The sequence below is a fragment of the Paracoccus sp. (in: a-proteobacteria) genome, assembly GCF_030538695.1.
Taxonomy (GTDB): domain Bacteria; phylum Pseudomonadota; class Alphaproteobacteria; order Rhodobacterales; family Rhodobacteraceae; genus Paracoccus.
This window is the reverse complement of sequence record NZ_JAUNTN010000020.1, coordinates 45,782-69,639: the sequence shown is the minus strand read 5'-3', so window position 1 is coordinate 69,639 and position 23,858 is coordinate 45,782. Positions and strand designations below refer to the sequence as shown.

21 protein-coding genes are annotated in these 23,858 nt (G+C 63.3%); 17 read left to right on the top strand and 4 right to left on the bottom strand.

Annotated features, from left to right (window positions below):
* The first annotated feature begins 217 nt into the window (after positions 1-217).
* Entirely contained in the window at positions 218-388 is a 171-nt protein-coding gene (locus Q4G24_RS12315; RefSeq protein ID WP_303366833.1) for a hypothetical protein, read from the top strand.
* A gap of 723 nt (positions 389-1,111) precedes the next feature.
* Here the strand turns inward: Q4G24_RS12315 and Q4G24_RS12310 are convergent.
* Complete coding sequence (locus Q4G24_RS12310; protein ID WP_303366832.1) at positions 1,112-1,708, bottom strand: hypothetical protein; 597 nt, start codon at positions 1,706-1,708, stop codon at positions 1,112-1,114.
* 215 nt (positions 1,709-1,923) lie between these two features.
* Between Q4G24_RS12310 and Q4G24_RS12305 the strand changes: the two genes are divergently transcribed.
* From Q4G24_RS12305 to Q4G24_RS12290, 4 genes are read left to right on the top strand one after another with little or no spacing between them, the layout of a single operon-like run.
* Positions 1,924-2,223: a phage tail protein gene (locus tag Q4G24_RS12305; RefSeq protein ID WP_303366831.1), complete on the top strand. Its 300-nt coding sequence runs from the start codon at positions 1,924-1,926 to the stop codon at positions 2,221-2,223.
* 10 nt (positions 2,224-2,233) lie between these two features.
* Entirely contained in the window at positions 2,234-2,563 is a 330-nt protein-coding gene (locus Q4G24_RS12300) for a hypothetical protein (protein WP_303366830.1), read from the top strand.
* A complete protein-coding gene (locus Q4G24_RS12295) occupies positions 2,560-2,769 on the top strand; it encodes a tail protein X (protein ID WP_303366829.1) in 210 nt (69 codons plus the stop codon). The genes Q4G24_RS12300 and Q4G24_RS12295 overlap by 4 nt, the downstream gene beginning before the upstream one ends.
* Positions 2,762-3,775 carry a phage late control D family protein gene (locus Q4G24_RS12290; protein ID WP_303366828.1) on the top strand — a complete coding sequence of 338 codons (1,014 nt, stop codon included), beginning with the start codon at positions 2,762-2,764 and terminating at the stop codon, positions 3,773-3,775. Before Q4G24_RS12295 ends, Q4G24_RS12290 begins: the two co-directional genes overlap by 8 nt.
* A gap of 126 nt (positions 3,776-3,901) precedes the next feature.
* Here Q4G24_RS12290 and Q4G24_RS12285 read toward each other — a convergent pair whose 3' ends face one another.
* The gene (locus Q4G24_RS12285) at positions 3,902-5,020 is read right to left on the bottom strand and encodes an aminotransferase class V-fold PLP-dependent enzyme (protein ID WP_303366827.1); all 1,119 of its coding nucleotides are present in this window, start codon (positions 5,018-5,020) and stop codon (positions 3,902-3,904) included.
* 82 nt (positions 5,021-5,102) lie between these two features.
* On the opposite strand from Q4G24_RS12285, the gene Q4G24_RS12280 reads away from it, so the two are divergent.
* The 8 genes from Q4G24_RS12280 to Q4G24_RS12245 all read left to right on the top strand — a co-directional run bounded on the left by Q4G24_RS12280 (position 5,103) and on the right by Q4G24_RS12245 (position 18,072).
* Positions 5,103-5,786 (top strand): type 1 glutamine amidotransferase, encoded by a 684-nt coding sequence (locus Q4G24_RS12280; RefSeq protein WP_303366826.1) that lies wholly within the window; start codon positions 5,103-5,105, stop codon positions 5,784-5,786.
* Positions 5,783-7,141, top strand: a complete 1,359-nt coding sequence (locus Q4G24_RS12275; protein ID WP_303366825.1) for a glutamine synthetase family protein — start codon at positions 5,783-5,785, stop codon at positions 7,139-7,141. Before Q4G24_RS12280 ends, Q4G24_RS12275 begins: the two co-directional genes overlap by 4 nt.
* A gap of 3 nt (positions 7,142-7,144) precedes the next feature.
* Complete coding sequence (locus Q4G24_RS12270; RefSeq protein ID WP_303366824.1) at positions 7,145-8,452, top strand: FAD-binding oxidoreductase; 1,308 nt, start codon at positions 7,145-7,147, stop codon at positions 8,450-8,452.
* 154 nt (positions 8,453-8,606) lie between these two features.
* Complete coding sequence (locus tag Q4G24_RS12265; RefSeq protein ID WP_303366823.1) at positions 8,607-10,838, top strand: FepA family TonB-dependent siderophore receptor; 2,232 nt, start codon at positions 8,607-8,609, stop codon at positions 10,836-10,838.
* A gap of 49 nt (positions 10,839-10,887) precedes the next feature.
* Complete coding sequence (locus Q4G24_RS12260; protein ID WP_303366822.1) at positions 10,888-12,210, top strand: class I SAM-dependent methyltransferase; 1,323 nt, start codon at positions 10,888-10,890, stop codon at positions 12,208-12,210.
* 96 nt (positions 12,211-12,306) lie between these two features.
* Complete coding sequence (locus Q4G24_RS12255; RefSeq protein ID WP_303366821.1) at positions 12,307-13,977, top strand: (2,3-dihydroxybenzoyl)adenylate synthase; 1,671 nt, start codon at positions 12,307-12,309, stop codon at positions 13,975-13,977.
* Positions 13,974-14,207, top strand: a complete 234-nt coding sequence (locus Q4G24_RS12250) for a phosphopantetheine-binding protein (RefSeq protein WP_303366820.1) — start codon at positions 13,974-13,976, stop codon at positions 14,205-14,207. Before Q4G24_RS12255 ends, Q4G24_RS12250 begins: the two co-directional genes overlap by 4 nt.
* On the top strand, positions 14,200-18,072 hold the full coding sequence (locus Q4G24_RS12245) for an amino acid adenylation domain-containing protein (protein WP_303366819.1): 3,873 nt from the start codon (positions 14,200-14,202) through the stop codon (positions 18,070-18,072). Before Q4G24_RS12250 ends, Q4G24_RS12245 begins: the two co-directional genes overlap by 8 nt.
* A 55-nt stretch (positions 18,073-18,127) precedes the next feature.
* Here Q4G24_RS12245 and Q4G24_RS12240 read toward each other — a convergent pair whose 3' ends face one another.
* The gene (locus Q4G24_RS12240) at positions 18,128-18,955 is read right to left on the bottom strand and encodes an alpha/beta hydrolase (protein ID WP_303366818.1); all 828 of its coding nucleotides are present in this window, start codon (positions 18,953-18,955) and stop codon (positions 18,128-18,130) included.
* Between the two features lie 89 nt (positions 18,956-19,044).
* Here Q4G24_RS12240 and Q4G24_RS12235 point away from each other — a divergent pair, with 89 nt between their 5' ends.
* Genes Q4G24_RS12235 through fosX form a run of 4 tightly spaced genes read left to right on the top strand, consistent with a single transcriptional unit; the run spans position 19,045 to position 22,403 of the window.
* Positions 19,045-20,157 (top strand): ABC transporter substrate-binding protein, encoded by a 1,113-nt coding sequence (locus tag Q4G24_RS12235; RefSeq protein WP_303366817.1) that lies wholly within the window; start codon positions 19,045-19,047, stop codon positions 20,155-20,157.
* On the top strand, positions 20,154-21,191 hold the full coding sequence (locus tag Q4G24_RS12230; RefSeq protein WP_303366816.1) for an iron ABC transporter permease: 1,038 nt from the start codon (positions 20,154-20,156) through the stop codon (positions 21,189-21,191). Before Q4G24_RS12235 ends, Q4G24_RS12230 begins: the two co-directional genes overlap by 4 nt.
* The gene (locus Q4G24_RS12225; protein ID WP_303366815.1) at positions 21,188-21,967 is read left to right on the top strand and encodes an ABC transporter ATP-binding protein; all 780 of its coding nucleotides are present in this window, start codon (positions 21,188-21,190) and stop codon (positions 21,965-21,967) included. The genes Q4G24_RS12230 and Q4G24_RS12225 overlap by 4 nt, the downstream gene beginning before the upstream one ends.
* A 19-nt stretch (positions 21,968-21,986) precedes the next feature.
* Positions 21,987-22,403, top strand: a complete 417-nt coding sequence (gene fosX, locus Q4G24_RS12220; protein WP_303366814.1) for a FosX/FosE/FosI family fosfomycin resistance hydrolase — start codon at positions 21,987-21,989, stop codon at positions 22,401-22,403.
* 32 nt (positions 22,404-22,435) lie between these two features.
* Here the strand turns inward: fosX and Q4G24_RS12215 are convergent, their stop codons facing one another.
* Positions 22,436-23,824 (bottom strand): hypothetical protein, encoded by a 1,389-nt coding sequence (locus tag Q4G24_RS12215; protein WP_303366813.1) that lies wholly within the window; start codon positions 23,822-23,824, stop codon positions 22,436-22,438.
* Positions 23,825-23,858: the final 34 nt, after the last annotated feature.

Here is a 23,858-nt window from a genome sequence, read left to right as displayed (position 1 = left end):
TCGCGGTTGAGCAGACTCTACATTAAAGTGAGGGATCTTTCGGGGGGCAGGTCACCATCTTTGCAGGTGGTGGCACGCATCCGATACGTCCGGGCAGCGCCAAGATCACGCTCCTGAACAGTACGCCGCTGCCGCTGGAAGTTGATGAAGTGGTCCAGTTTGCCGATCTGCTGCCGGAGGAACTGGCCTACAAGGTCGCGCCCATTCGGACGACTTTGTGTGTTGGGGGCTGTTCACGAAGTTCAAGGACACGTCCAAGTCATCCTTCCGCTATCAGGTCGATGATGTGTTCCAGTGGGCGATTGAGAATAGGGCCGAGTTTGCAGAGGGTCGATTCGAGGGCGAACAGCAATGGTCCCGCGTCTTTGTCGCGGGCTGGCAGGGCTAGGATGCGTTTGAACGGCTGGGCATGGTTGATCAGCGCGTGCCGAAGCTGCGCAAGGATGACGACGTGGCCAAGTTCACGGCGCTGATCGAGCAGAATAGATGGCTCGTTGAGCCGGACGCGGTGGTGTGTTGCACGAGGCCTTCGAACGCTAAGTATGGATCGACGATGACGATGAGATGCCTGAGGGGCATGTGACGCTTGATTCGGGGAACGATGCTGTTGACATGGGGTCGTTGACGCGGGACGCACGGCGAGTGTGACTGTGGCAGATTTAAACGTGCAAAACAGTTAATAGTATAGCTCCATATTAACGAGTTCGTACGTTTAATTTACTGCTTGCGCAGGCGTGCTGCGCACATGCTGCGACTGTCACTCATGGCGGTCTATCCGTGATGTGTTAACAATACTGATATACTTTATATCTTATCAATTGATTATCGATCAAATCCACCGGAGAATTGCCGTGGCACATCAGGCGGTTGGGCAGGCTCTGCAACAACGCTTTAACAGTCAGTTACGACCGAGTCGCATGTGCATACCGGCACCTTTTGGAACCTCCCGCTGCTGAGGCGGAAACCCGGTCCCACACCCAGAAATATTTCAGAAAAAATCTAGAAGGTTCCCGATCACTGCGACAGCCGCAGCCAGCTAGGCGAGCGCCGTCCGTTTTGACCTTTGCCCCTACGTCCATGCCCGATCTCGCCTAACCGTATTCTGCGGGCATCAATCCATTTTCAACGGCCCAAACATGCCGCTTTCGACCATCGCCATATAGGCCCGCTTCATGGCGAGCGCGGTTTCCTGATCGACGAAAAGAGACGACCGGCTGCCGTGGGGTTCGCCCAACAGATAAGGGCGCATGGTTTCCCACCTTTCGGCGCGGGTTGACCAGCGCCAGCAGGGCAACTCCTGCTCCAGCATGAGCGGGACGGCGAGCTTCTTTGGCACCAGCTTGCCGGGGGGCAGAGGTTCGGACCATTCGCATTTAACCAATACAGGTTTCGCGCCTTCTGCGTAGAAGGATACATCCAACTCTTCGGCGGTGATGCTCGCGCAATGATGGTTGATGGCAAATGCAGATTCTATGACCCGCTCCACACCGTCATAGGGGCAAGTAATGAACCCATGAGCGAAGTAGCGCGTATGATCCAACCCTTGATAGCCCGTTCGCTCGCTGGGCGTGGTTTCAGGGTGGTGCGCGTCGTGCTTGGATACGAGCGGGTACCACGACGGGTAGCTTTCGACGACGGGGCCAAGTTCGTCGATTATGTCGAGTAGAGCCGCTTCACTCTCAGCTCGCACCTCAGGCGAGAACGTCACGGGGGTCAGGTATTTCTTTACTCAGTCGAAGCCGCTCGAAGCTGCTTCATCTGCTCTAAAGGCCATTACCATTCTCCTATTATGTTGTATCTGCGCGTGAACATGCCAAATTGCGCATGAAGCCTCAATATCATGCGTGAGGTTAAAGTATCATGACTTAGGCGTGCGATCTTTGGCGTTCTCCTCTACCTTGTTTCCTCTGCTAGAACAATGTAATGCATCTGAAACACGAGTTGAGCGCCCCGGTGATTGAGATTGACGCGGTGATCTACAAAGAGGTGCTGTCGCCCGGTGGGCCGCTGCAAATCGAGTTGATGCGGCTGGCGATGCGACACGGCACCCGCCTGCCGCTGATCTCACGGTCGGGCCACTTTTACGGCTTCTATCTGATCGAGGCGCTGGAGGTGGCAAAAACCCACGTTTTGCCGAATGGCACCTTCCAGAAAATGGAGGCCCGCCTGCGCCTGACCCGCGCCCCGGTCAGCATCAGCGTGGCCGGAATTGGACTGTTTTGAGGTAAGCGATATGACGACCCAGCAGCGCAAGGCACATGATCGCCTGATCGACAACGACGCCCGTTGTTATTGGGCGCGGGACGAACATGGGCTGGAGTTTCTGATCCCAGCCTGCTGGGCCAGTATAAATGATGGCCCCAGCGCCTGCACCTGCCACATTGAGGGTTCGCGGCTGGAACAAGCGCAGCGGGGCCGCGATGAGGCCGAACAAGAGGTGTTACGCCTGCGCGGCAAGCTGCGCCATTCCGCTGATCGCTATGCCGCCAGCTTGGACTATCAGCAGCGGCTCTGGCGTGAGGTCAGGCGGTTGCGGGCGCTGTTGGAGGAGCAAGGGCAATGACGATCTACACCACAACCGGCAGCGAGCTGATCGACGATATCGCGTGGCGGCACTATGGCCACCAGCGCGGCACGGCCGAGGCCATTCTGGCCGCCAATCCGGGCCTGTCCGGTCAGCCCCCGATACTGCCGCCCGGCCTGCCGATCACCCTGCCTGACATGGCCGCCGTCACCGCGACCCAGATCCCGGTCAAGCTATATGATTAAGCTCGCTCCCCTGACACCGCTGGCCGTGATTACCGCCGATGGCAAACCCTTCGCTATGGACCGGGTGCTGTCGATCGAGATCACGGACGAGGCCGGGTTCGAGAGTGACGAGCTGGTAATCACGCTGGACGATGCAGATCCGCAGATCGCCCGCCCGCGAGAGGGGGCAAAGCTGACCGTCGCCATCGGCTACCGCGAAACCGGGCTGGTCGAGTTCGGCACCTATGTGTTTGAGGAGCTGGCCCGCGAAGGCTGGCCGCGCATCTGCACCCTGACCGCCAAGGCCGCCGATCATGCCAAGACCCTGAAGGAACCCAAAACCCGCAAATGGGAGACCACGACATTGGCCGAGATCGTGCAAACCATCGCGGCCGAGCATAACCTGCGACCCCAGATCAACCCCGATCTTGGCGCAACCGCCATTCCGTTTCTGGCGCAGACCGAAGAAAGCGACCAGAACCTGCTGACCCGCCTCGGCCGTCGCACCGGCGCAGTCATCACACCCAAAGATCAGCGCCTGCTGGTCACGGCCCGGCACAGCGGCAAGACCGCCTCGGGCCAGCCCATGCCCGCGCTGTCTATCACGCCCGACATGCTGATCGCTGACCGGGGCTATTCCGTCCGCCTCAAGCCCCGCGCCCGGCACTCGGAAATCCGCGCTCGCTGGCGCGACCGGCCAGCCGGTCGCACAAAAACCATCACCCTTAAGACCGGGCTGGAAGGCCCTTCGATGACCCTTCGAGAGGTCTATCAGTCGGAGGCCGAAGCACAGAAAGCCGCCGACGCCGCCAAGCGCGACATGGTGGCGGGCGAAGGCGAGATTGAGCTGATGCTGGTCGGCCAGCCCCTTGCGCGCGCCGAAGCCCCGGTGCAGGTGACAGGCGTCAGTCTGGATCTGGATGGCACATGGATCGCCACTTCGGTCACCCACGAATGGGCCTTCAACGGCGGCGGTGCCCGGACAAACATCCGCGCCGAATTCGGGGCCGATAAGGACGAAAAATGACCGCTAAATAGCAGTCTGAATTTTGGTCGTATTCAAGTGTCCGATTTGCTGGATTCAAGTGTCGGGCGACGATGGGAGGCGGGTGTGAACCCTCCGTCAGGGGTGCGGCTTGTGGGGCGTTTGTGGTTACAACACCTTATTCAGCGTTTCGCGCAGGCGGGTCAGGGTGGCGTCCACGTTTTGCAGTTTGTCGAGACCAAAGAGGCCAAGGCGGAAGGTTTTGAAAGTCTCGCCTTCGCCCACTTGCAGAGGCACGCCGGCGGCGATTTGCATACCTTGTTCCACAAAAGCCTTGCCTGTCTGGATGTCCGGGCGGTTGGTATAGCTGACCACCACGCCCGGCGCGGCAAAGCCTTCGGCTGCGACCGGGCGGATGCCGCGTTCCGCCAGCAGGGCGCGCGTCGCATGGCCAAGCTGCCATTGTGCCGCTTTGGCCTTGTCAAAGCCAAAGGCGCGGGTGTCGTTCATCGCGTCGCGCAGTCCGATCAGCGCATCGGTTGGCATGGTTGCGTGGTAAGCATGACCGCCGTTTTCATAGGCCGCCATGATGGCACGCCATTTCCGCAGGTCCATGGCGAAACTGTCGCTGTTGGTGTCCTCCAACCGCTGCATGGCGCGGTCCGACAGCATCACCATCCCGGTCGAGGGCGAGGCCGACCAACCCTTTTGCGGGGCCGAGATCAGCACATCCACCCCGGTTTCCGCCATATCCACCCACACCGCGCCCGAGGCGATGCAGTCCAGCACCATCAGCGCGCCAACCTCATGCGCGGCCTCGGCCATCTGGCGGATATAATCATCGGGCAGAATCAGCCCTGCGGCGGTTTCGACATGTGGGGCGAAGACCGCATCGGGCTGGACCTCGCGGATTTTGGCGACGACCTCGGCGATGGGCGGCGGCGCGTAGGCGGGTTGCGGGTCGTTGCCCTGCGGCCGGGCCATGATGACGGTCGTGTCGCGGGCAAAGCCGCCCGCCTCGAAAATCTGTGACCAGCGATAGCTGAAGAACCCGTTGCGGATAATCAGCGCATGGGCGTCGCGGGCAAATTGCCGGGCTACCGATTCCATCGCATAGGTGCCGCCGCCCGGCACCAGCGCGACGGCGTGGGCAGCGTAAACGTCGCGCAGGGTTGCGGAAATATCGCGCATGGCGGTTTGGAACCGCTGCGACATATGGTTCAGCGAACGGTCGGTGAACACGACCGAAAACTCCATCAGGCCATCGGGATCGGGGTTGATGCGCATGGGATACCTTTCACGATTGCGGGCTTGCCGCGATCATGCGCCGGGCTTACCTTCGCCGCAAGAGTCACCTGCGAGGTTTGCAATGCGCATCGGCATCCTGAAATGCGGCCAGTCCCCCGAGGAAATCCGGGGCAAGACCGGCGATTATGACGAGATGTTCGTGCATTTGCTGGCGGGGCGGGGCTTTGATTTCGACCTTTATCACGTCGAGGCGATGCAGTTTCCCGACAGTATCCGTGCGGCTGACGGCTGGTTGCTGACCGGATCGAAACATGGCGCTTATGAGGACCACGCCTTTATCCCGCCGCTGGAGGCGTTCATTCGTGACGCCTATGCGGCTGGGGTGCCGCTGGTGGGGATTTGTTTCGGGCATCAGATCATTGCGCAGGCATTGGGCGGACAGGTGGTCAAGCATCCCGGCGGTTGGGCCGTGGGGGCGCAGGATTATGACTTTGACGGCCAGCCGCTGCGGCTGAACGCATGGCATCAGGATCAGGTCACGCGCCTGCCCGAAGGGGCGCAGGTCGTGGCCCGCAACGGCTTTTGCGAGAATGCGGCGCTGGTCTATGGCGACCGGGCCTTTACCGTGCAGGCCCATCCCGAGTTTGACGATGAGGTGATCGCCGGGCTGATCGCGCATCGTTCGGCCTCGGTGCCCCCGGCGCTGGTCGAGGAGGCGCGGGCGCGGTTGGCCGAGGGCAAGGACCGCACCGTTCTGGCCGACAGGATCGAGGCGTTTTTCAAACAGGAAAGGGCCGCCGCATGACCCCGAACTGGCTGGACAAGGCCCCGAAACCCGCGCGTGATTATGTCCATGGCGTGCGGCTGGATGAGGTCGAATGTATCGTTCCTGACATTGCCGGCGTGGCGCGGGGCAAGGCGATGCCCGCATCCAAATTTGCCCGTCAGGACAGCTTTTTCCTGCCGAACTCGATCTTTTTGCAGACGATCACCGGGGAATGGGCGGATAATCCGGCGGGTGCCTTTACCGAACCCGATATGGTGATGGTGCCGGATTTCTCGACCACGACCGCGGCACCCTGGACGGCGGATTGTACGCTGCAAGTGATCCATGACGTGCTGGATCAGGCGGGCCAGCCGGTGCCGGTCGCGCCGCGCAATGTGCTGAAACGCATCGTCGGGCTGTATCAGGCGCGCGGCTGGAAGCCCATTGTCGCCCCCGAGATGGAGTTCTTTCTGGTCGCCCGCAACATCGACCCGAACCAGCCGATTATTCCGCCGATGGGCCGCAGCGGGCGGCGGGCGCAGGGCAAGCAGGCCTATTCCATGTCGGCGGTCGATGAATATGGCAAGGTGATTGACGATATTTACGACTTTGCCGAGGCGCAGGGCTTTGAAATCGACGGGATTTTGCAAGAGGGTGGCGCGGGCCAGATCGAGATTAACCTGAACCACGGCGACCCGGTGGCGCTGGCCGACGAGATTTTCTTTTTCAAGCGCCTGATCCGCGAGGCCGCGTTGCGCCATGACTGTTTCGCCACCTTCATGGCCAAGCCGATCGAGGGTGAGCCGGGTTCCGCGATGCATATTCACCATTCCGTCGTGGATATGAAAACCGGGCGCAATCTGTTTTCCGATGCCGAGGGGCGCGAGACTGACGCTTTCCTGCATTTCATCGGCGGGATGCAGCGGCATTTGCCGGCGGCGGTGGCGTTTCTGGCTCCTTATGTGAACAGCTATCGCCGCTATGTTCCTGATTTCGCGGCACCTATCAATCTGGAATGGGGGCGCGATAACCGCACCACCGGGCTGCGGGTGCCGATTTCCGCGCCCGAGGCGCGGCGGGTTGAAAACCGGCTGGCGGGGATGGATTGCAACCCCTATCTGGGGCTGGCGGCCTCGCTTGCCTGCGGCTATCTTGGGTTGGTCGAGGCCGAGGCCCCGCGTGCGGAATGTCTGGGTGATGCCTATATGTCCGAGGACGAGCTGCCGCTGACGCTGGGCGATGCGCTGGATCTGATGGTCGAAAGCGCCCCCATGCGCGAGGTCATGGGGGCCGAGTTCGTCGCCGTTTATGAGTCGGTCAAGCGCAATGAATACAAAGAGTTCCTTCAGGTTATCAGCCCGTGGGAACGGGAACATCTGCTGTTGAACGTGTGACGCATGAACCTGCTGTTCGCCAATGACCGTCGCGGCGAATACCCGCCCGGCTGGTATGCCGAAACCCGTGATGCCGCGCCGGATGCTACGCCCTTGCGCGGCGCGGCGCGGGCGGATGTGGTGGTCATCGGCGGCGGCTATACCGGCCTGTCGGCGGCGCTGCATCTGGCCGAGGCGGGCGTCGATGTTGCGCTGGTCGAGGCGCATCGCGTGGGTTTCGGGGCCTCGGGGCGCAATGGCGGACAGGTCGGTTCGGGTCAGCGGCTGGATGTGGATGATCTGGAAAAACTGGTCGGGCGCGACCGCAGCCGTGCGCTTTGGGATATGGCCGAAGAGGCCAAGGCCCTGACCCGAGATCTGGCCGCGCGATCCGGGGTGACGTTTCATCCCGGTGTGGCCCATGCGTTCCGCAAGCCTGCGGAACTGGATCACGCCCGGCGGATGATCGACCGGCTGGCGCGGGATTACGGCTATGACCAGATCAGCCTGCATGGTGCTGATGATTTCCGTGCCATGGTCCCGGCGGCAGGGTTCTGCGGCGGAGAGTTGGACCTGGGCGCAGGGCATCTGCACCCACTGAACCACGCGCTTGGCATGGCGCGGCTGGCGGTGGCGGCAGGGGCGCGGATCTATGACCGCTCATGGGTGCATCGGATTGACCATGCCGACCGCGCGACTGGCAAGACGGTGGTGGCGACGGAACACGGACGGATCACCTGCGATCATGTCATTCTGGCGCTGAACGGCTATGCGGGTGGGCTGTCGGGCAAGATTGCGGCGCGTGTCATGCCGATCAACAATTACATCGCCGTGACCGAACCCTTGGGCGACCGTGCGGCGCAGGTGCTGACCCGTAACATCGCTGTGCATGATACCCGTTTTGTGGTGAATTACTGGCGGATGGACGGCGACCGGCTGATCTTTGGCGGCGGCGAGACGCTGGGCTATCGCTTTCCGCGTGACATTGCGGCCAAGGTGCGCAAACCTTTGGAAACGCTGTATCCGCAATTGCAGGGTGTGCGCCTGACCCATGCCTGGGGCGGCACGTTGGCGATTACCATGAACCGGATGCCCTGTTTTCAGCGGCTTGCACCTAATGCGCTGTCGGCGGCGGGGTTCTCGGGGCATGGTGTGGCGCTGGCCAGCCTTGCCGGGCGGCAGATGGCGCAGGCGGTCATGGGGCAGGGTGCGGGTTTCGACCTGATGGCCAGCCTGCCGATGCCGGCCTTTCCCGGCGGGGCGGCATTCCGCTGGCCGATGCTGGTTGCGGGTATGACGTGGTTCAGCCTGCGGGACCGATTGGGGATCTGATCCGGCTGTCGCATTTTCGTCACGATGAGGATGCCTGATAGGATGCTGAGCGTTTTTGTCATCAATTATTCTTGAACACCCTGGTCTGCCATGCTCTAAGGCAGCGACCGCCAGCGCAAGCCAGCCCGCATATCACTGAACAGGGATTTTGACGATGGCGACGATGCGCGCGCGGTTGTGCTCTGGCACGGCTTTCACTTTGCTTCTGACGACCTCGCCTTTTGTGGCGCAGGCTCAGACGGCCGAAGATCCGGTGGTTCTGGAAACCATCGTTCTGACCGCCGAGGAACAGATCAAACAGGCGCTTGGCGTGTCCAATATCAGCGCCGAGGATCTGGAAAAGCAGCCGGTCGTCAATGACATTGCCGAAGCCGTGCGCAAGATGCCGGGGGTGAACCTGACCGGCTCGACTGCGAGCGGTCAGCGCGGCAACCAGCGCCAGATTGACCTGCGCGGTATGGGGCCGGAAAACACCCTGATCCTGATTGACGGCAAGCCCGTCACCTCGCGCAATGCGGTCAAGATGGGCCGCGGCGGTGAGCGCGACACCCGCGGCGATTCCAACTGGGTTGCCCCCGAACTGATCGAGCGGATCGAGGTTCTGCGCGGCCCGGCGGCGGCGCGTTATGGCTCGGGGGCTTCGGGCGGTGTGGTCAATATCATCACCAAGCGCCCCGATACGTTCACCGCGCAGGTGGGCGTGCATTACAACCGCCCCGAGGGCAGCGCCGAAGGCAGCACTGCACGGACCAATTTCATGGTGGCCGGTCCGGCGGGTGAGCGGCTGACCTTTCGTCTGAACGGCAATTACAACAAGTCCAACCCCGACGCGCTGGACATCAACGCCGCCGCCGCCGAGGAGGTGGACGGCACCCTGCTGGCCGGGCGTGAAGGGGTCATCAACAAGGATCTTGGCGCGTTGCTGTCATGGGATGCGGCACCGGGTCATGTGATTGATTTCGAGGCGAACTTCTCGCGTCAGGGCAACCGCTATGCGGGTGATTCGCAGCTTGGTTCGATGAGCGAGCTGACCGAATCCCTGCATGGTCAGGAAACCAACCGCATGTATCGCCGCACGTTCAGCGCGACCCATCGTGGCGAATATGATTTCGGGGAATCCAACAGCTATCTGCAATATGAAAGCACCTCGAACACCCGGCTGTGCGAAGGCACCGGCGGCAGCGGCGAGGGGCGGATCAACTTTTGCGTCGATACGGATGGCGACGGCACCAATGATGCCTCGGAATATCGCACTATCGGTCTGGAAAATCTTGCGGCGAAAACCGAATGGTCGCTGCCGATGACGCTTGGTGGAAAAACCTCGAACGTGACGCTTGGGGCCGAGTTGCGCGGCGAGTTCATGGATGACGCGGTTTCAACCACCGTCACCCTGCCGGATACGATCATTGTGGATGATACCAGCAACGACCCCACGCAGCGCGATGCCAAAACCAAACAGATCCTGCTGGGGCTGTATGCCGAGGCAAACATCGAATGGGATGACAAGCTGACCCTGACGCCGGGGCTGCGCTTTGACCATAGCGATACCTTTGGCACCAACCTGTCGCCCAGCCTGAATGCGGAATATCGCTTCGATGAGAACTGGACGATGAAACTGGGGGTGGCGCGTGCGTTCAAGGCACCAAACCTGTTCCAGTTGAACCCGAACTATGTCTATTCGACGATGGGCAATGGCTGTCCCTGGGTGGACGGCGTGCGCCTGTCGGGGCCGTGCTATGTCATGGGCAACCCGGATCTGGATGCTGAGATCAGTCTGAACAAGGAAATCGGTATCGCCTATGAGGGCGACAGCGGCATGACGGCCTCGCTGACCTATTTCCACAATGATTACAAGAACAAGATCCAGTCGGGCCAGATCCAGAACAACCCCGATGCGACGACCAACCGCCTGTTCCGCTGGGAAAATACCGGCCCGGCGGTGATCGAGGGGCTGGAGGGCAATTTTGCCACCCCGCTGACCGAAACCTTGGCGCTGAACACCAACTTTACCTATATGCTGGATTCCCGCATCAAGGCGACCGGCCAGCCGCTGAGTCTGGTGCCGGATTACACGATCAACGCCTCGCTCGACTGGGAGGTGCGTGATGATCTGATGGTCATGCTGTCCGCGACCCATTACGGGCCGATCAAGTCAAACGGGATCAACGCCTTTACCAGCGCCGATCTTGGGGAAACCAATGATCGCGGCGGTTATACGCTGGTGAACCTTGGCACGCGCTGGGATGCGACGGACAATGTGCGCGTCTCGGCTGGTGTGACCAATCTGTTCGACAAGCAATTGTATCGGACCGAGACCAGCGGCGGCGCGAATACCTTTAACGAGCCGGGACGGGCGTTCTATATCTCTCTGAACAAGACGTTCTGACCGCAGATGCCCGCCCGGCGCTGTCGGGCGGGCTGTCAGGGAGGCACCGATGAGCCTGTCTTACCCGCCACATTTTCACCCCGAACAATCGCCCTTGTGGATGGGTGCGGTATCCGAGGCTTTGGGCCGTGTTGCCCCGGCTGCGCGGCGATATTGCGAGATTGGCTGTGGTTCCGGCTTTGGGGCCACGCTGCTGGCGGCGGCGAACCCGGATATGCAGGTGGTTGGCATTGATCTGGACGCCGGGCATATCGCAGCGGCGCAGGATCGGGCTGCGAAGGCGGGGTTGTCGAATGTCCGCTTTTATCACGCTGATATTGCGGATTTTTCTGTGGATGAGAGCTTCGATTATATCACCTGCCATGGGGTCCTGTCATGGGTGGCACCGGCCACGCGGACGGCGATTGCCGATTTCATTGCCCGTCATCTGGCCCCCGGCGGGCTGGCAGCGGTGCAATATATGAGTGCGCCGGGTGGGGCTGCCTTTGCTGCGTTTCACGCGCTGTTCCGCAGTCTGGCCCATCGCCCTGATCCGGTGGCCGAGGGGCTGGCTGCGCTGGTGGCGATGCGTGACGCGGGGGCAGGGTTCTTTCAGATGCACCCTCATGCCGGGGCGACGCTGGATTCGCTGTTGCAGGCGCCCAAGGGCTATGTCGCGCATGAATATCTGTCGGCGGATTTCGCGGCCTTGCCCTGCAATCAGGTGTTCGATCTGTTCCGAACCATGGGGGTGCACTGGATCGGCAGCGCCACCCCGGTCGAGAATATCGACGCCGCATCTTTGCCGGGGGCCTGCGCCCACATCATCGCGCAAGCCCCTGATCCCGCGCGCGAGGTGCTGAAGGACATCGCCCGCAATCAGGCGCTGCGCTATGATCTGTTCAGCCATCCCGCGCAGCCGCTTGGGGATCATGCGCATCTGGATGTGCTGCGGCAGCAGGAATGGGCCTTGCTGCCCGGTGTGCCAACCTGCCTGCCGCAGCATTTCGCCCTGAACAGCCGTATCGGCCCGGTTGCTGCTGACCCGAGGTTATTTTCCCCTATGCTGTCGGCTTTGGCGCAAGGCCCCCGGTGCTTTGCGTGGTTGGAACGCTTGCCGCCGTTTTCGGGTCGTCCGGGCCTGCTGAATCAAGTGCTGCAAATGGCGATGTGGGCGCGGATGGTGCATCCTGCGGTGACGGTCCGCGACGCCAGTGCGGCCGCGCGGCTGAACCGGCTGTTGCTGACCGCAAACCATTGCGATGTTCCCGCCCTTGCCGCGCCGGGGTTTGGGTCTGGTCTGGCGCTGGACCCGGCCACGCTGGCCGCGCTGCTGGCGGGTGGCAGCGATCCGCCGCTGCGGGCGGTCTTGTGCCTTGAGACACCCGTTTAAAGCGCACCAAGGAAAGTTGACAATTTTTCTTTCTATGTGTAGCGCAGCAGGACGGCTCCGGGCAGGGGCCATCCCTTTATCCGGCCCGAGATTGCAATGACTGATCCCCTTTCTTCCCCCGCTGCTGGCGATCTGCCGGTTCAGCTCTGGCCTGATGCGTTTGCCGCGCGATACCGCGAAAAGGGCTATTGGCGCGGGTTGAGCATGGGCGATGTGCTGCGCCGTTCAGCCCGGAACTGGCCGCATAATCTGGCGGTGGTGGATGGTGAGCAGCGCATCACCTATGCGGATCTGCTGGCGCGTTCGGAGCAGGTGGCGCGGGGCTTTCTGGCGCAGGGGCTGGTGCCGGGCGATCGCGTGGTGGTGCAAATGCCCAATGTCGCGGCGTTTTTTCCGGCGGTGTTCGGGTTGTTTCTGGCCGGGCTGATCCCGGTTTTCGCGCTGCCCGCACATCGGGAAACCGAACTGGTGCATTTCGCAACCCGCTCGGGCGCACGCGGGCTGGTGACGGTGGACCGCTTCGAGGGCTATGATTTCGCTGCGCTGGCAGGGCGTGTGCAGGCGGATGCGCCGGGGCTGATGCATGTGTTCGTCTCGGGTCAGGCGGGCGATTTCATCGGCTTTGACAGTTTGGGGGTCGGGCTGACGGCCCCGGAAAACCTGCCGCAGCCCGATCCCGGCGCGGTGGCGTTTTTGCAGATTTCCGGGGGCAGCACCGGCCTGTCCAAGCTGATCCCGCGCACGCATGATGACTATATCTACAGCTTTTCGGCCTCGGCCCCGATCTGCGGGCTGACGCCGGATTCGGTCTATATGGCGGCGCTGCCGGTGGCGCATAATTTCCCGATGAGCTCGCCCGGTGTGTTTGGCACGCTTTGGGCCGGGGCGCGGGTGGTGCTGTGTCCGAACCCGCGCCCGGATATTGCTCTTGCGCTGATCGCCCGCGAAAAGGTGACGATCACCGGGGTTGTGCCGCCGCTGGCACTAATGTGGATGCAGGCGGCAGAACGCGGGGGCCATGATCTGACGTCCTTGCAGGTCTTGCAGGTCGGCGGGGCCAAGTTCATTCCCGAGGCCGCCGCGCGGGTGCGTCCGGCGCTTGGCTGCCAGCTTCAGCAGGTGTTCGGCATGGCCGAGGGGCTGGTCAATTATACCCGGCTGGACGACCCGGAAGATCTGATCACCGGCACGCAGGGCCGCCCGATCAGCCCTGATGATGAGGTGCTGGTGCTGGATGATGACGGCAATCCGGTGGAGGATGGTCAGCCCGGCCACCTGCTGACACGCGGCCCTTATACGATCCGCGCCTATTACGCCGAACCTGCCGCCAATCAGCGCAGCTTTACCCCGGACGGGTTTTACCGCACCGGCGACATCGTGAAGCGGCTGCCGGGCGGCTATCTGGTGGTGCAGGGCCGGGCGGGCGACCATATCAACCGCGCGGGCGAAAAGATTTCCGCCGAGGAGATCGAGGATCACCTGCTGGCGCATCCCGATGTGTTCGATGCGGCGGTGGTCTCGATTCCCGACCCTTATCTGGGAGAGCGGAGCTGCGCTTTTGTGATCCTGCGCGACGGGCTGGAAACCCCGCCGAAAGCGCCGCAGATCAAGGCCTTTATCCGCAGCCGTGGCATTGCCGATTTCAAGGTTCCCGATCAGGTGGTCTTTACCCCCGGCTTCGAGGTGACAGCCGTGGGTAAGGTCAGCCGCAAGGCGCTGCGGGCCGCGCTGCGTCAGAATTTTTTGCAACAGGATCAGAACACATGAAGCTAGACCGCGACCGTATCCGCGCCGATATTGCCCGGCTGATCCATCTGGACCCTGCGGACATCGGGGATGATGACAACCTGTATGATCTTGGGCTGGATTCCATGCGGGTCATGCAAGTGCTGATGGAATGGGAAGCCGCCGGGATGAGTGCTGATTTCGCGCTGTTTGCTGAACAAAGCACGCTGGCCGGCTGGTGGTCGGTGCTGGAACAATCCGGCGATGCCTGATTCTGGTGGGCCTGATTCGGTGGCGGGCTGGCCGCTGACGGCGGCGCAGGAGGGCCTGTGGTATTTTCAGGCGTTGGACCCGGCGAATCCGATCCTGAATACCGGACAATATCTGGAACTGACCGGCCCGCTGGACCTGCCGCGCCTGATGGATGCCATCGCGCAGGTGGTGGCGGAATCCGATGCGCTGCGGCTGCGCTTTGCCCAAGCCCAAGGCCAGCCGTTGCAATGGCTGGACAGCCCGCCCGCGCCGCCCGGGCTGGTCGATCTGACGGCCGCCACCGATCCGCAGGCCGAGGCGCTGCGCCAGATGCAGGCCGACCAGAACCGCCCGCTGAACCTGTCGGCCGAGGCCCCGGCGCGGTTTACCATCTATCGCCTGACGCCCGACCGGCATTTTCTCTATGAGCGGATTCACCATCTGGCCATTGATGGCTATGGCATGGTGCTGGTCACGAACCGCATTGCCGAGGTCTATTCCGGCAAGGGCATCCCGCTGGCCCCCTATGCGCGGGCCTTGGCGGCGGATGCGGATTATCGCGGCTCGGACCGTGAACAGGCCGACCGCAGCTATTGGCAGCAGGCCATGGCGAACTTGCCCGAAGTCAGCGGCCCTGCGCCGGGGCGGGCGGTGTCAGGGGCGCGGTTCCTGCGCCATAGCCTTTGGCTGGACCCCGCGTTTTGCACGGCGCTGGACCAGCGCAGCCGGGATTTGCGGATCGGCTGGCCGGATTTGCTGACGGCGCTGGCCGGGGCCTATCTGGCCCGCTGGACCGATGGTGAGACCGTCATTGGGGTGCCTTTCATGGCGCGGTTCGGCAGCCCTGCCGCCCGTAGCCCGGCCATGGTGATGAATGTCCTGCCGCTGCGGCTGACGCTGGACGAGGACGCAGCTCTGGCCGATTGGCTGGCCGGGGCTGCTGCGCAGATGGCGGCCCATCGCCGCCATGGGCTTTACCGCAGCGAACATCTGCGCCGCGACCTTGGTCTGCTTGGCGGGGCAAAGCGCCTTTATGGCCCGCTGGTCAATGTGCAGCCTTTTGACAAGGCACCGCAATTTGAGGGGTTGGACTGTCGTCTGCATATCCTTGGCGCGGGTGCCGTCGATGATCTGACGCTGACCTTCCGGGGAGATCTGCAATCCGGTCTGTTGTTCGAGGTAGACGGCAACCCGGCGCTTTATGATGCCGAGATGCTGGCGGGTCATGCCACGCGGCTGGCGGTTTTCCTTGATGCGGCGCTGGTGGCGGAAACGCTGGCCACCGTGCCGACCGCCACCCCGGTCGAGGCCGCAGCGGCCCTTCCCGATACCCGCCACGCGCTGCCCGACACCACCCTGTCCGCGCTGATTGCGGCGCAGATGCAGGCCAACCCCGATGCGCCCGCGCTGCGCTTTGGCGATCAGCGGCTGGATTATGCGGGGCTGGACCGTGCCAGCGCCGCGCTGGCCGTCCGGCTGCGCCAGATGGGGGCAGGCCCGGAAACCATCGTCGCGGTGGCGCTGAACCGTTCCATTGAATTGCCGGTGGCGTTGCTGGCGGTGCTGCGGGCCGGGGCCGCTTATCTGCCGCTGGACCCCGATCACCCGCCCGCGCGGATCGCCTCGATTCTGAACCGCGCCGCGCCGGTTGTGGTGCTGACCAGCGCCGATCTGGCCGGGTTGATGCCCGAAGGCGTGCCGCTGCTGCTGACGGACGACTGGCCCACGGGCGGGGGTGGCGACCTGCCGCTGCCTGCCCCGGATAACATGGCCCCCGACAACATGGCTTATGTCATCTTCACCTCGGGTTCCACGGGCGAGCCGAAGGGCGTGGTGATCGAGCATCGTGCCATCGTGAACCGGCTGCTGTGGATGCGCGACCATTACGGCTTTGACGGCTCGGACCGGATCTTGCAGAAAACCCCGGCGACATTCGATGTGTCGGTGTGGGAGTTCTTCCTGCCGATGATCTGCGGGGCCGAGCTGGTTCTGGCCGCCCCCGGTGCGCATCGTGACCCTGCCGCGCTGGCTGCACTGATCCGGCAGGCGGAGATCACGACGGCGCATTTCGTGCCGTCGATGCTGTCGGCCTTTCTTGCTGCGCCCGCGTCTGAGGGCATCAGCCTGCGCCGGGTGTTCTGCTCGGGCGAGGAACTGACCGCTGACCAGCGCCGCCGCTTTCATGCGCGGCTGCGGGCGGAATTGCACAACCTTTATGGCCCGACCGAGGCGGCGGTGGATGTCAGCTATTGGCCCGCCACGCCTGATGATACATCCGACCCGCTGCCGATCGGCTGGCCGGTCTGGAACACCACGCTGCATGTGCTGGACGACCGGATGCGCCCGGTGCCTGCGGGGCTGGCAGGGCATCTTTACCTTGGCGGGGTGCAGCTTGCGCGGGGCTATCTGGGCCAGCCGGAGCTGACGGCGGAACGGTTCATCGACACCCCCGCCGGGCGGCTTTACGCGACCGGCGATCTGGCGCGTCTGCGTCCTGATGGGGCGGTGGTCTATCTTGGCCGCTCGGATCATCAGGTCAAGCTGCGGGGCCTGCGCATCGAACTGGGCGAGATCGAGGCCGCCATCATGGCCAGCGGCATGGCCCGCGAAACCGTGGTCATCGCGCGTGAGGACCGCGCGGGGACGAAGCATCTGGTTGCCTATCTTGTCCCCGCCGATGACTATGCGCCCGACCGGCTGGTGACGCATCTGGGGCAAAGCCTGCCCGCCTATATGATCCCCGCCGCGCAGGTCGCGCTGGAGGCGCTGCCCCTGACCGCGAATGGCAAGCTGGACCGCAAGGCGCTGCCAGCGCCCACCTTTCAATCCGCAGGCCGTGCGGCGCAGACCCCGACCGAGGTGATGCTGGCCGGGTTGTTTGCGGAAATCCTGCACCTGCCTGCGCCGCCATCGGCCGAGGCGGATTTCTTTGCGCTTGGCGGCGATTCCCTGTCGGCGGTTCAGCTTGTCTTGCGCATCGAACAGGAAACCGGCCGCAGCCCCGGCCTCGGGGTAATCTTTGAACATCCGGTGCTGGTGCTGCTGGCCGCGGCGCTGGACGAAGGCTTCGATCTGGACGCCGGGCTGAAACCCACGCTGCTGCTGGCCGAAGGCAACCCGCAGGCCACGCCGCTGTTCATCCTGCATCCTGCGGGCGGGCTTGGCTGGGGCTATCGGCGGCTGGCCTCGGAACTGGCGCCGGCGCGGCGGATATGGGCGTTGCAGCATCCGGCGCTGGATACGGAAACGGCGCTGCCTGTCAGTCTGGATGCGCTGGCGGCGGATTATGCGGCGCGGATCATGGCGCTGGTCCCGCAGGGACCGGTGCATCTGGCGGGATGGTCGGTTGGTGGGATTCTGGCGCAGGCAGTGGCGGTCGAGTTGACGGCAAAAGGCCGTGCGGTCGGTATGGTGGCGATGTTGGATTCCTACCCGGCGGATTGCTGGCGGGACGAACCCGACCCTGACCCGGCGGCGGCGCTGCGGGCTCTTCTGGCGATTGCCGGGCATGACCCGGACGCGCATCAGGATCTGAACACCCCGGCGCGGGTGGTGGATTTTCTGAAACGCAGCGGCACCGCTTTGGGCAGCCTGCCCGGCCCGGTTCTGGATGCGGTGATCCGCATTGTCACCGACAGCAACCGGCTGGTGCGTCGCCACAGGCACCGACCCTATGCGGGGCCGGTCTTGCATATCCGGGCCGGTCTGGATCACGCCGGGCGCGATCTGCGCGGCGAGATGTGGCACCCCTATGCGGGGGACATCACCCTGGCCGAAGTGCCTTTCCTGCACGCGCAGATGATCTCGCCCGAGGCGGTGACGCTGATCGCCCCTCTGCTGGCAGAATCAATGGCACGGGCAGATGCCTCCGGCGGGGATATTTAAGTGAAGAAGAAGGGGTATCTTTTGTCCCTAAATATCCCCGCCGGAGGCATGAAACCTAGGACGCAAAAGCCAGCGTCAGGGGCAGAGAGCCAGCGATGGTCTGAATATGGATCAGGCCGGGCAGCACATGCGGGGTCGTGTCGATGCCGGGATGGGCTTTCAGATCGGCCATGAATTGCATCGTTGCCGGGGCTGGGCCATTGGGGGGCGGGCCATCGCTGCCGGATCGCTTTTCGCGGTCGCCAAGCGCGACCAGCAGCGGCGGCGGGTTGTCCATGGCGGTGCAGTTGCGGGCAATGCGGCGGATGCGGGCCTCGTCCCACCAGATCGAAGGGCTGATGGCGGCATAGCGGGCAAAGCCATGCGGTTGGCCCAGCAGGGCGAACAGGGTGAACAGTCCGCCAAAAGAATGGCCCCATAATGTGCGGCGGTGGGGGTCGATGTTCAGGCCGGTTTCGGCCAGCGTGCGCAGCGGGCCGGTCAGCCGGGCGTGGAAATCCTCGGCCCCGCCAGCCATACGGCCTTCGTGGACATGATCGGGCGAAGGCCCCGCACCGGGGCTTTCGGGAGGCGTAAAGTCCAGCGTGCGGCGTTCTCGTGCGAATTGGCGTTCGGTGTCATAGCCGACGCCGATCACCACAAGGCCGGGGGCCTCGGCCAGCATGTCAGCGGTCAGAAAGTCAAAAGCGGCGTTGCCATCCAGCAGATACAGCACCGGCCATCCGTCCGCAGGCGGCGTTCCGCGCGGGATGGCGCGATACAGGCGGTGGCCCGGACCTTCGGGGCTGTGCAGCACGTCGAAATGATGGCTTGGCAGGTCAGCCTGAAGGATCAGCAGTTCAGCGGGTTTGCGGGCGTGGTCGGGGCCGACTTTTCCGGTCATTGGGCGGGGCCTGCATCTGTATTGTAGGTTGACAAGTTTTCTCGGAATATGGCTTATCACCTCGTTCTTGGCCAGCAGGAAAAGCGGTGATGCGCAAGACCTTCACGATGATCCGATCCAGTCTGGTGGTGCTGTTTCTGGTGCTGCTGGGCGCGCCGCTATCGGCGCAGCCCGTCACCGTCACCGATATTCTGGGGCGAGGCGTGACCTTGCCGGAACCCGCGCAGCGTATCGTTTTGGGCGAGGCGCGGCATCTGTCGGTTTTGGGGCTGATGCTGGATGATCCGGTGTCGCGGGTGGTCGGCTGGCGTCTGGACAAGCCGCTGGACCCGCCGACCTTGCAGGCTTACCGCCAGAAGTTCCCTGCGATTGACCGCATCGTGCCGGTCGGGGCGGGCAACCGGGCGCTGTCGGTCGAGGCTATTCTGGGGCTGCAACCCGATCTGCTGGTGCTGTCGCTCATGGACCAGAACGACCCGGCGATTACCGCTGCGCTGGATGTGTTCGCGCAGGCCGGAATTGCCGTGGTCTATGTCGATTTCTTTGCGCATCCGCAGGAAAACACGCTGCCCAGCCTGCATATTCTTGGCGCCCTGACCGGGGCCGAGGCGCGCGCCGGGCAATTCGCGGATTTTTATACCGAACATCTGAACCGTATCACCGAGCGGCTGGCCGATCCGGCCATTGCCCGTCCCGGTGTGTTCGTCCATGTCCATGCCGCGCCGGTGAATTGCTGCTCGACCGTGGGTGAGGGCGTGTTCAACGATTTCGTCACCACGGCAGGCGGGCGCAATATCACGGCGGAGACGGTGAAAAGCGTACTTGGCACGGTCAGCATGGAATATCTGCTGGCCGCCGATCCCGATTTTTATGTCGCCACCGGCGGCACGCATATGGCGGCGCGGGGCGGGCTGGTGCTTGGCCCGGATGTCGCGCCTGAAACCGCCGCCGCCAGCTTTGCCGCGCTGACCGGAGCGCCGGGGTTTTCCGGGCTGCGGGCGGTGCGCGAAGGCCAGGCAGCGGGGATCTGGCATATGTTCAACGATTCCCCCAGCCATATCGTGATGATCGAATATCTGGCCAAGATGCTGCATCCTGATCTGTTTGCGGATGTGGACCCTGCCGCCACGCTGGCCGAGATCGGAACCCGGTTTTCGCCGGTGCAGGTGCCGGGGACATGGTGGGTTGGTGACGGCACATGACCGGGGCGCTGAGCCAATACCGCGCCGCGAACCGGCGGCGGGCGGTCATTGTGCTGCTGTTGGCGGTGCTGACTGTCACGGCCTTGGTGCTGGATCTTGTGACCGGGCCTTCGGGCCTGCCGCTGGATCAGACGCTGCGGGCGCTGACCGGGGATGAGAGCGTCGGCCAGACTGCCAGCCTGATCGTCTGGCAGGTGCGGCTGCCGGTGGCCGCGATGGCGCTGGTCGTGGGCGCGGCGCTGGCGCTTGCCGGGGCCGAGATGCAGACCGTGCTGGAAAACCCGCTGGCCGAACCGTTCACGCTGGGGGTGTCTTCATCCGCAGCGCTTGGCGCGGCGCTGGCGATTTCGCTGGGGATCAGCCTGCCGTTTCTGCCGCCGCTGTGGTCGGTTTCGGCCAATGCGTTCCTGTTTGCGGCGCTGTGTCTGGCGCTGTTGCAACTGTTGTCGCGGCTGCGTGGTGGCGGGGCGGAAACACTGATCCTGTTCGGGATCGCGCTGAACTTTACCGCCGCCGCTTGTCTGGCGCTGGTGCAATTCCTGTCCTCGGCCGATGCGCTGCAACAGTTGGTGTTCTGGACCATGGGCAGCCTTGCCGCGTCGCGTTGGCAGGGGGTGGCGCTGGTGGCGGTGGTGCTGGCGCTGACCACACCGTTGGCGCTGCGGGCGGCCTGGCAGTTGACGGCGCTGCGCATGGGTGAGGATCAGGCCCGCAGCTTTGGCGTGGATGTGGTCCGGCTGCGCCGCGCGGCGCTGGTGCGGGTCAGCCTGCTGGCGGCCAGCGCGGTGGCGATGGTCGGGGTGGTCGGTTTCGTCGGTCTGGCCGCGCCGCATATCGCCCGCCGCCTGGTGGGCGAGGACCACCGCTTTTTCCTGCCAGCCAGTCTATTGTGCGGGGCGTCGATGCTGTCGCTGGCCTCGACTTTTTCCAAGACTCTGGTGCCGGGGGTGCTGCTGCCGGTGGGGCTGGTCACGTCGCTGATCGGCCTGCCGGTGTTTTTCGCGCTGATCCTGCGCAAAGGGCGGTCGGCATGAGCGGACAGTTGCAGATCACCGACCTGCGCGTGCGGCTGGGCAAGCGCGAGGTCATTGCGGGTCTGTCCCTGCCGCCGCTGCGGGCCGGAGAGCTGACGGTTCTGGCCGGTCCCAATGCGGCGGGGAAATCCACCGCGCTGCGGGCGATTGCGGGGCTGTTGCCCTATGCGGGCCAGATCGCATGGGATGGTCTGTCGCTGGCCGATATGCCCTTGCGGCAACGTGCTGCGCTGATCGGGATGATGCCGCAGAGCTTGCCTTCCGGGGCCTCGCTGGTGGTGCTGGAAGGCGTCATTGCGGCGCTGCGGGCGGCGGGTGCGGATGGCCTTGCGCCCCGTGATGCCGATGAGCGCGCCATGGCGGTTCTGGACCGGCTGGGTATTGGCAATCTGGCGATGCAGACGCTGGACCGGCTGTCGGGCGGTCAGCGTCAGATGGTCAGTCTTGCGCAGGCGATCGTTCGTGATCCGCGTATTTTGCTGCTGGACGAACCGACTTCGGCACTGGATCTTGCACGGCAGCACCGGCTGCTGTCCGAGGTGCGCAACCTTGCCGGCGAAGGCCGCATGGTGCTGGCGGTGCTGCATGATCTTGGCATGGCCGCGCAATGGGCTGACCGCATCGTGATGCTGCATCAGGGCGGCTGTATTGCAGACGGCCCCCCCGATCAGGTGCTGACGCCTGAATTGCTGGCGCAGGCTTACGGCGTGCGGGCGCGGGTGGAACGCTGTTCGCAAGGGCGGCTGGTGGTGCTGGTGGATGGGGAAATCGGCTGAACAACCGGAAAGATTGCGAATGATTGAAGGTCTTAGCCATATGACATTTATTGTCAGCGACCTTGACTGGACCGAGGCACTACTGGTCAAGGTTCTGGATGCCAAAAGGCTTTATGACAGCGACGATCAGATGTTTTCGCTGTCGAAAGAACGCTTTTTCGATATTGGCGGCGTCTGGGTTGCGATTATGCAGGGGCGGGCGCGGCAGGACCAAAGCTATGACCACATTGCTTTCAAAATCCCTGATGACGAATATGACAGCAGGTTGCGACTGATCCGCTCGCTTGGGCTTGAGATCAGAGAGGGCCGCCCCCGCGTTGAAGGCGAGGGGCGCTCAATCTACTTTTATGATTACGACAACCACCTGTTCGAGCTGCACAGCGGCACCCTTGCCGAGCGTTTGCGGCGCTATGAAAACGGTTCGCCCAAGGCGTAACCCCCGCCAGAACGGACTGGCGGGGGCTGGTTTTATTGCTTCGGTGTCAGGCGCCAGACCTGATCGCCGGTGCCGTCCTCGGCCCCGCGGGCTTTGTTCACCGCGATAATGGTGCCATCGGTGGTCACATCGACAAAGTTCGGGAAGGAACCAAGGTTCAGGTTGGCGATGATCTCGCCGGTATCGGCATTGACCGCTGCCAGCGAATCCGATCCGCGGCTGGTCACATAGACCCGGTTGTGGCTGGCGTCATAAGCGACGTTCAACGCACCTGCGCCAACCTTTACGTTGAATTGCTCAGCCCCTTCGGCGTCCAGCGCGATCAGGTTGTCGGTGCCTTGTGCCGCGACAAACATTCGTCCACTGGCCGGGTCGATGTCGATGCCGGTGGCCTGATTCGCGTCAGACAGCGGAAAGACCTGAACCGTCTTGTCCGTCAGATTGATCCGTGCCACCTCGGGCGTGGTCAGCGACGGCGTGTAAAGCAGATTTGCCTGCGGATCAAAGGCAAGGCTCATGGCGGTAAAGGTCTCGCGCCGCTGGCCGGATGGGATTTCGATAACCTCGACCAGCTCTTGCGTGGCGGTGTCAAACACCACGATCCCCTGCGAGGCGGCCGAAACATAGGCGCGACCGCGTTCGGCATCCACCACGACATCGCGCGGGTGGTCGGTCAGGCCCGGCTCGAACTGCTTAATCAGGCTCAGGTCGGACTGGGCATAGATGGCAACGGTGTTCTGACGGGTATTTGTGACCCAAACCGTGCCATTTGTGTCGTCCACAGCGACGCCATAAACGGCGAACAGCCCGCTGTCCCGGTCGCCCTGCGCGGGTGCGGCGGCGGGCGTTACCTTGGCCAGCGTGTCCAGCGTGGCGGCGTCCAGCTTTAGCAACTCGGATTCCTTGATCGGCGGACGACCGACAGCGCCGGTTACGAAATAGGCGTTGCTTTTGGGGCTGAAGGCGATCTGATACAAGCCCTTGCCGGGGGCGACCTTGGCGATGTCGAACTGATCCTCGCCCGAGAACGGGATTTCTGGCGAGACTTTCAGCGTAATGATTTCGGCGCTGTCGGGGCTTTCAGTCTGCACGACGATCGGGTGCTGCCCAACCACCGCATCGGCGGGCAGGTCAAAGCTGGCGGTGAAATTACCCTCTGCATCGGCGGTCAGCGCCTCGGTCAGCAGGTCGGCACCACGGCTGAGGCGGACCTCTTGCCCCGGCTGAAAGCGACTGCCCCGGATTTCAACGGGCTTGCCTGGATAAGCCGGGCTGCGATCTGCGCCGGAAAGCTGCACCTGCCCGGTAAAGGTGGCGGGCTGGTCAAAGACGGCATCGGCCGCTGCGGGCAGGGCAAGGCTGGTCAGTGCGGTGCTGGTCGCCAGCAGCAGGCCAAGCAGGGGGCGGTTATGTCTGGTCATGGAAGATCCCTTCCGAGGATGAGTAAAAAAGCAG

What these genes read in the sequence shown, in the direction of transcription:
- Q4G24_RS12305 (WP_303366831.1), top strand. Translation starts at nt 1,924, where the DNA reads ATGCATCTGAAACACGAGTTGAGCGCCCCGGTGATTGAGATTGACGCG.
- Q4G24_RS12300 (WP_303366830.1), top strand. Translation starts at nt 2,234, where the DNA reads ATGACGACCCAGCAGCGCAAGGCACATGATCGCCTGATCGACAACGAC.
- Q4G24_RS12295 (WP_303366829.1), top strand. Translation starts at nt 2,560, where the DNA reads ATGACGATCTACACCACAACCGGCAGCGAGCTGATCGACGATATCGCG.
- Q4G24_RS12290 (WP_303366828.1), top strand. Translation starts at nt 2,762, where the DNA reads ATGATTAAGCTCGCTCCCCTGACACCGCTGGCCGTGATTACCGCCGAT.
- Q4G24_RS12285 (WP_303366827.1), bottom strand. Translation starts at nt 5,020, where the DNA reads ATGCGCATCAACCCCGATCCCGATGGCCTGATGGAGTTTTCGGTCGTG.
- Q4G24_RS12280 (WP_303366826.1), top strand. Translation starts at nt 5,103, where the DNA reads ATGCGCATCGGCATCCTGAAATGCGGCCAGTCCCCCGAGGAAATCCGG.
- Q4G24_RS12275 (WP_303366825.1), top strand. Translation starts at nt 5,783, where the DNA reads ATGACCCCGAACTGGCTGGACAAGGCCCCGAAACCCGCGCGTGATTAT.
- Q4G24_RS12270 (WP_303366824.1), top strand. Translation starts at nt 7,145, where the DNA reads ATGAACCTGCTGTTCGCCAATGACCGTCGCGGCGAATACCCGCCCGGC.
- Q4G24_RS12265 (WP_303366823.1), top strand. Translation starts at nt 8,607, where the DNA reads ATGGCGACGATGCGCGCGCGGTTGTGCTCTGGCACGGCTTTCACTTTG.
- Q4G24_RS12260 (WP_303366822.1), top strand. Translation starts at nt 10,888, where the DNA reads ATGAGCCTGTCTTACCCGCCACATTTTCACCCCGAACAATCGCCCTTG.
- Q4G24_RS12255 (WP_303366821.1), top strand. Translation starts at nt 12,307, where the DNA reads ATGACTGATCCCCTTTCTTCCCCCGCTGCTGGCGATCTGCCGGTTCAG.
- Q4G24_RS12250 (WP_303366820.1), top strand. Translation starts at nt 13,974, where the DNA reads ATGAAGCTAGACCGCGACCGTATCCGCGCCGATATTGCCCGGCTGATC.
- Q4G24_RS12245 (WP_303366819.1), top strand. Translation starts at nt 14,200, where the DNA reads ATGCCTGATTCTGGTGGGCCTGATTCGGTGGCGGGCTGGCCGCTGACG.
- Q4G24_RS12240 (WP_303366818.1), bottom strand. Translation starts at nt 18,955, where the DNA reads ATGACCGGAAAAGTCGGCCCCGACCACGCCCGCAAACCCGCTGAACTG.
- Q4G24_RS12235 (WP_303366817.1), top strand. Translation starts at nt 19,045, where the DNA reads ATGCGCAAGACCTTCACGATGATCCGATCCAGTCTGGTGGTGCTGTTT.
- Q4G24_RS12230 (WP_303366816.1), top strand. Translation starts at nt 20,154, where the DNA reads ATGACCGGGGCGCTGAGCCAATACCGCGCCGCGAACCGGCGGCGGGCG.
- Q4G24_RS12225 (WP_303366815.1), top strand. Translation starts at nt 21,188, where the DNA reads ATGAGCGGACAGTTGCAGATCACCGACCTGCGCGTGCGGCTGGGCAAG.
- fosX (WP_303366814.1), top strand. Translation starts at nt 21,987, where the DNA reads ATGATTGAAGGTCTTAGCCATATGACATTTATTGTCAGCGACCTTGAC.
- Q4G24_RS12215 (WP_303366813.1), bottom strand. Translation starts at nt 23,824, where the DNA reads ATGACCAGACATAACCGCCCCCTGCTTGGCCTGCTGCTGGCGACCAGC.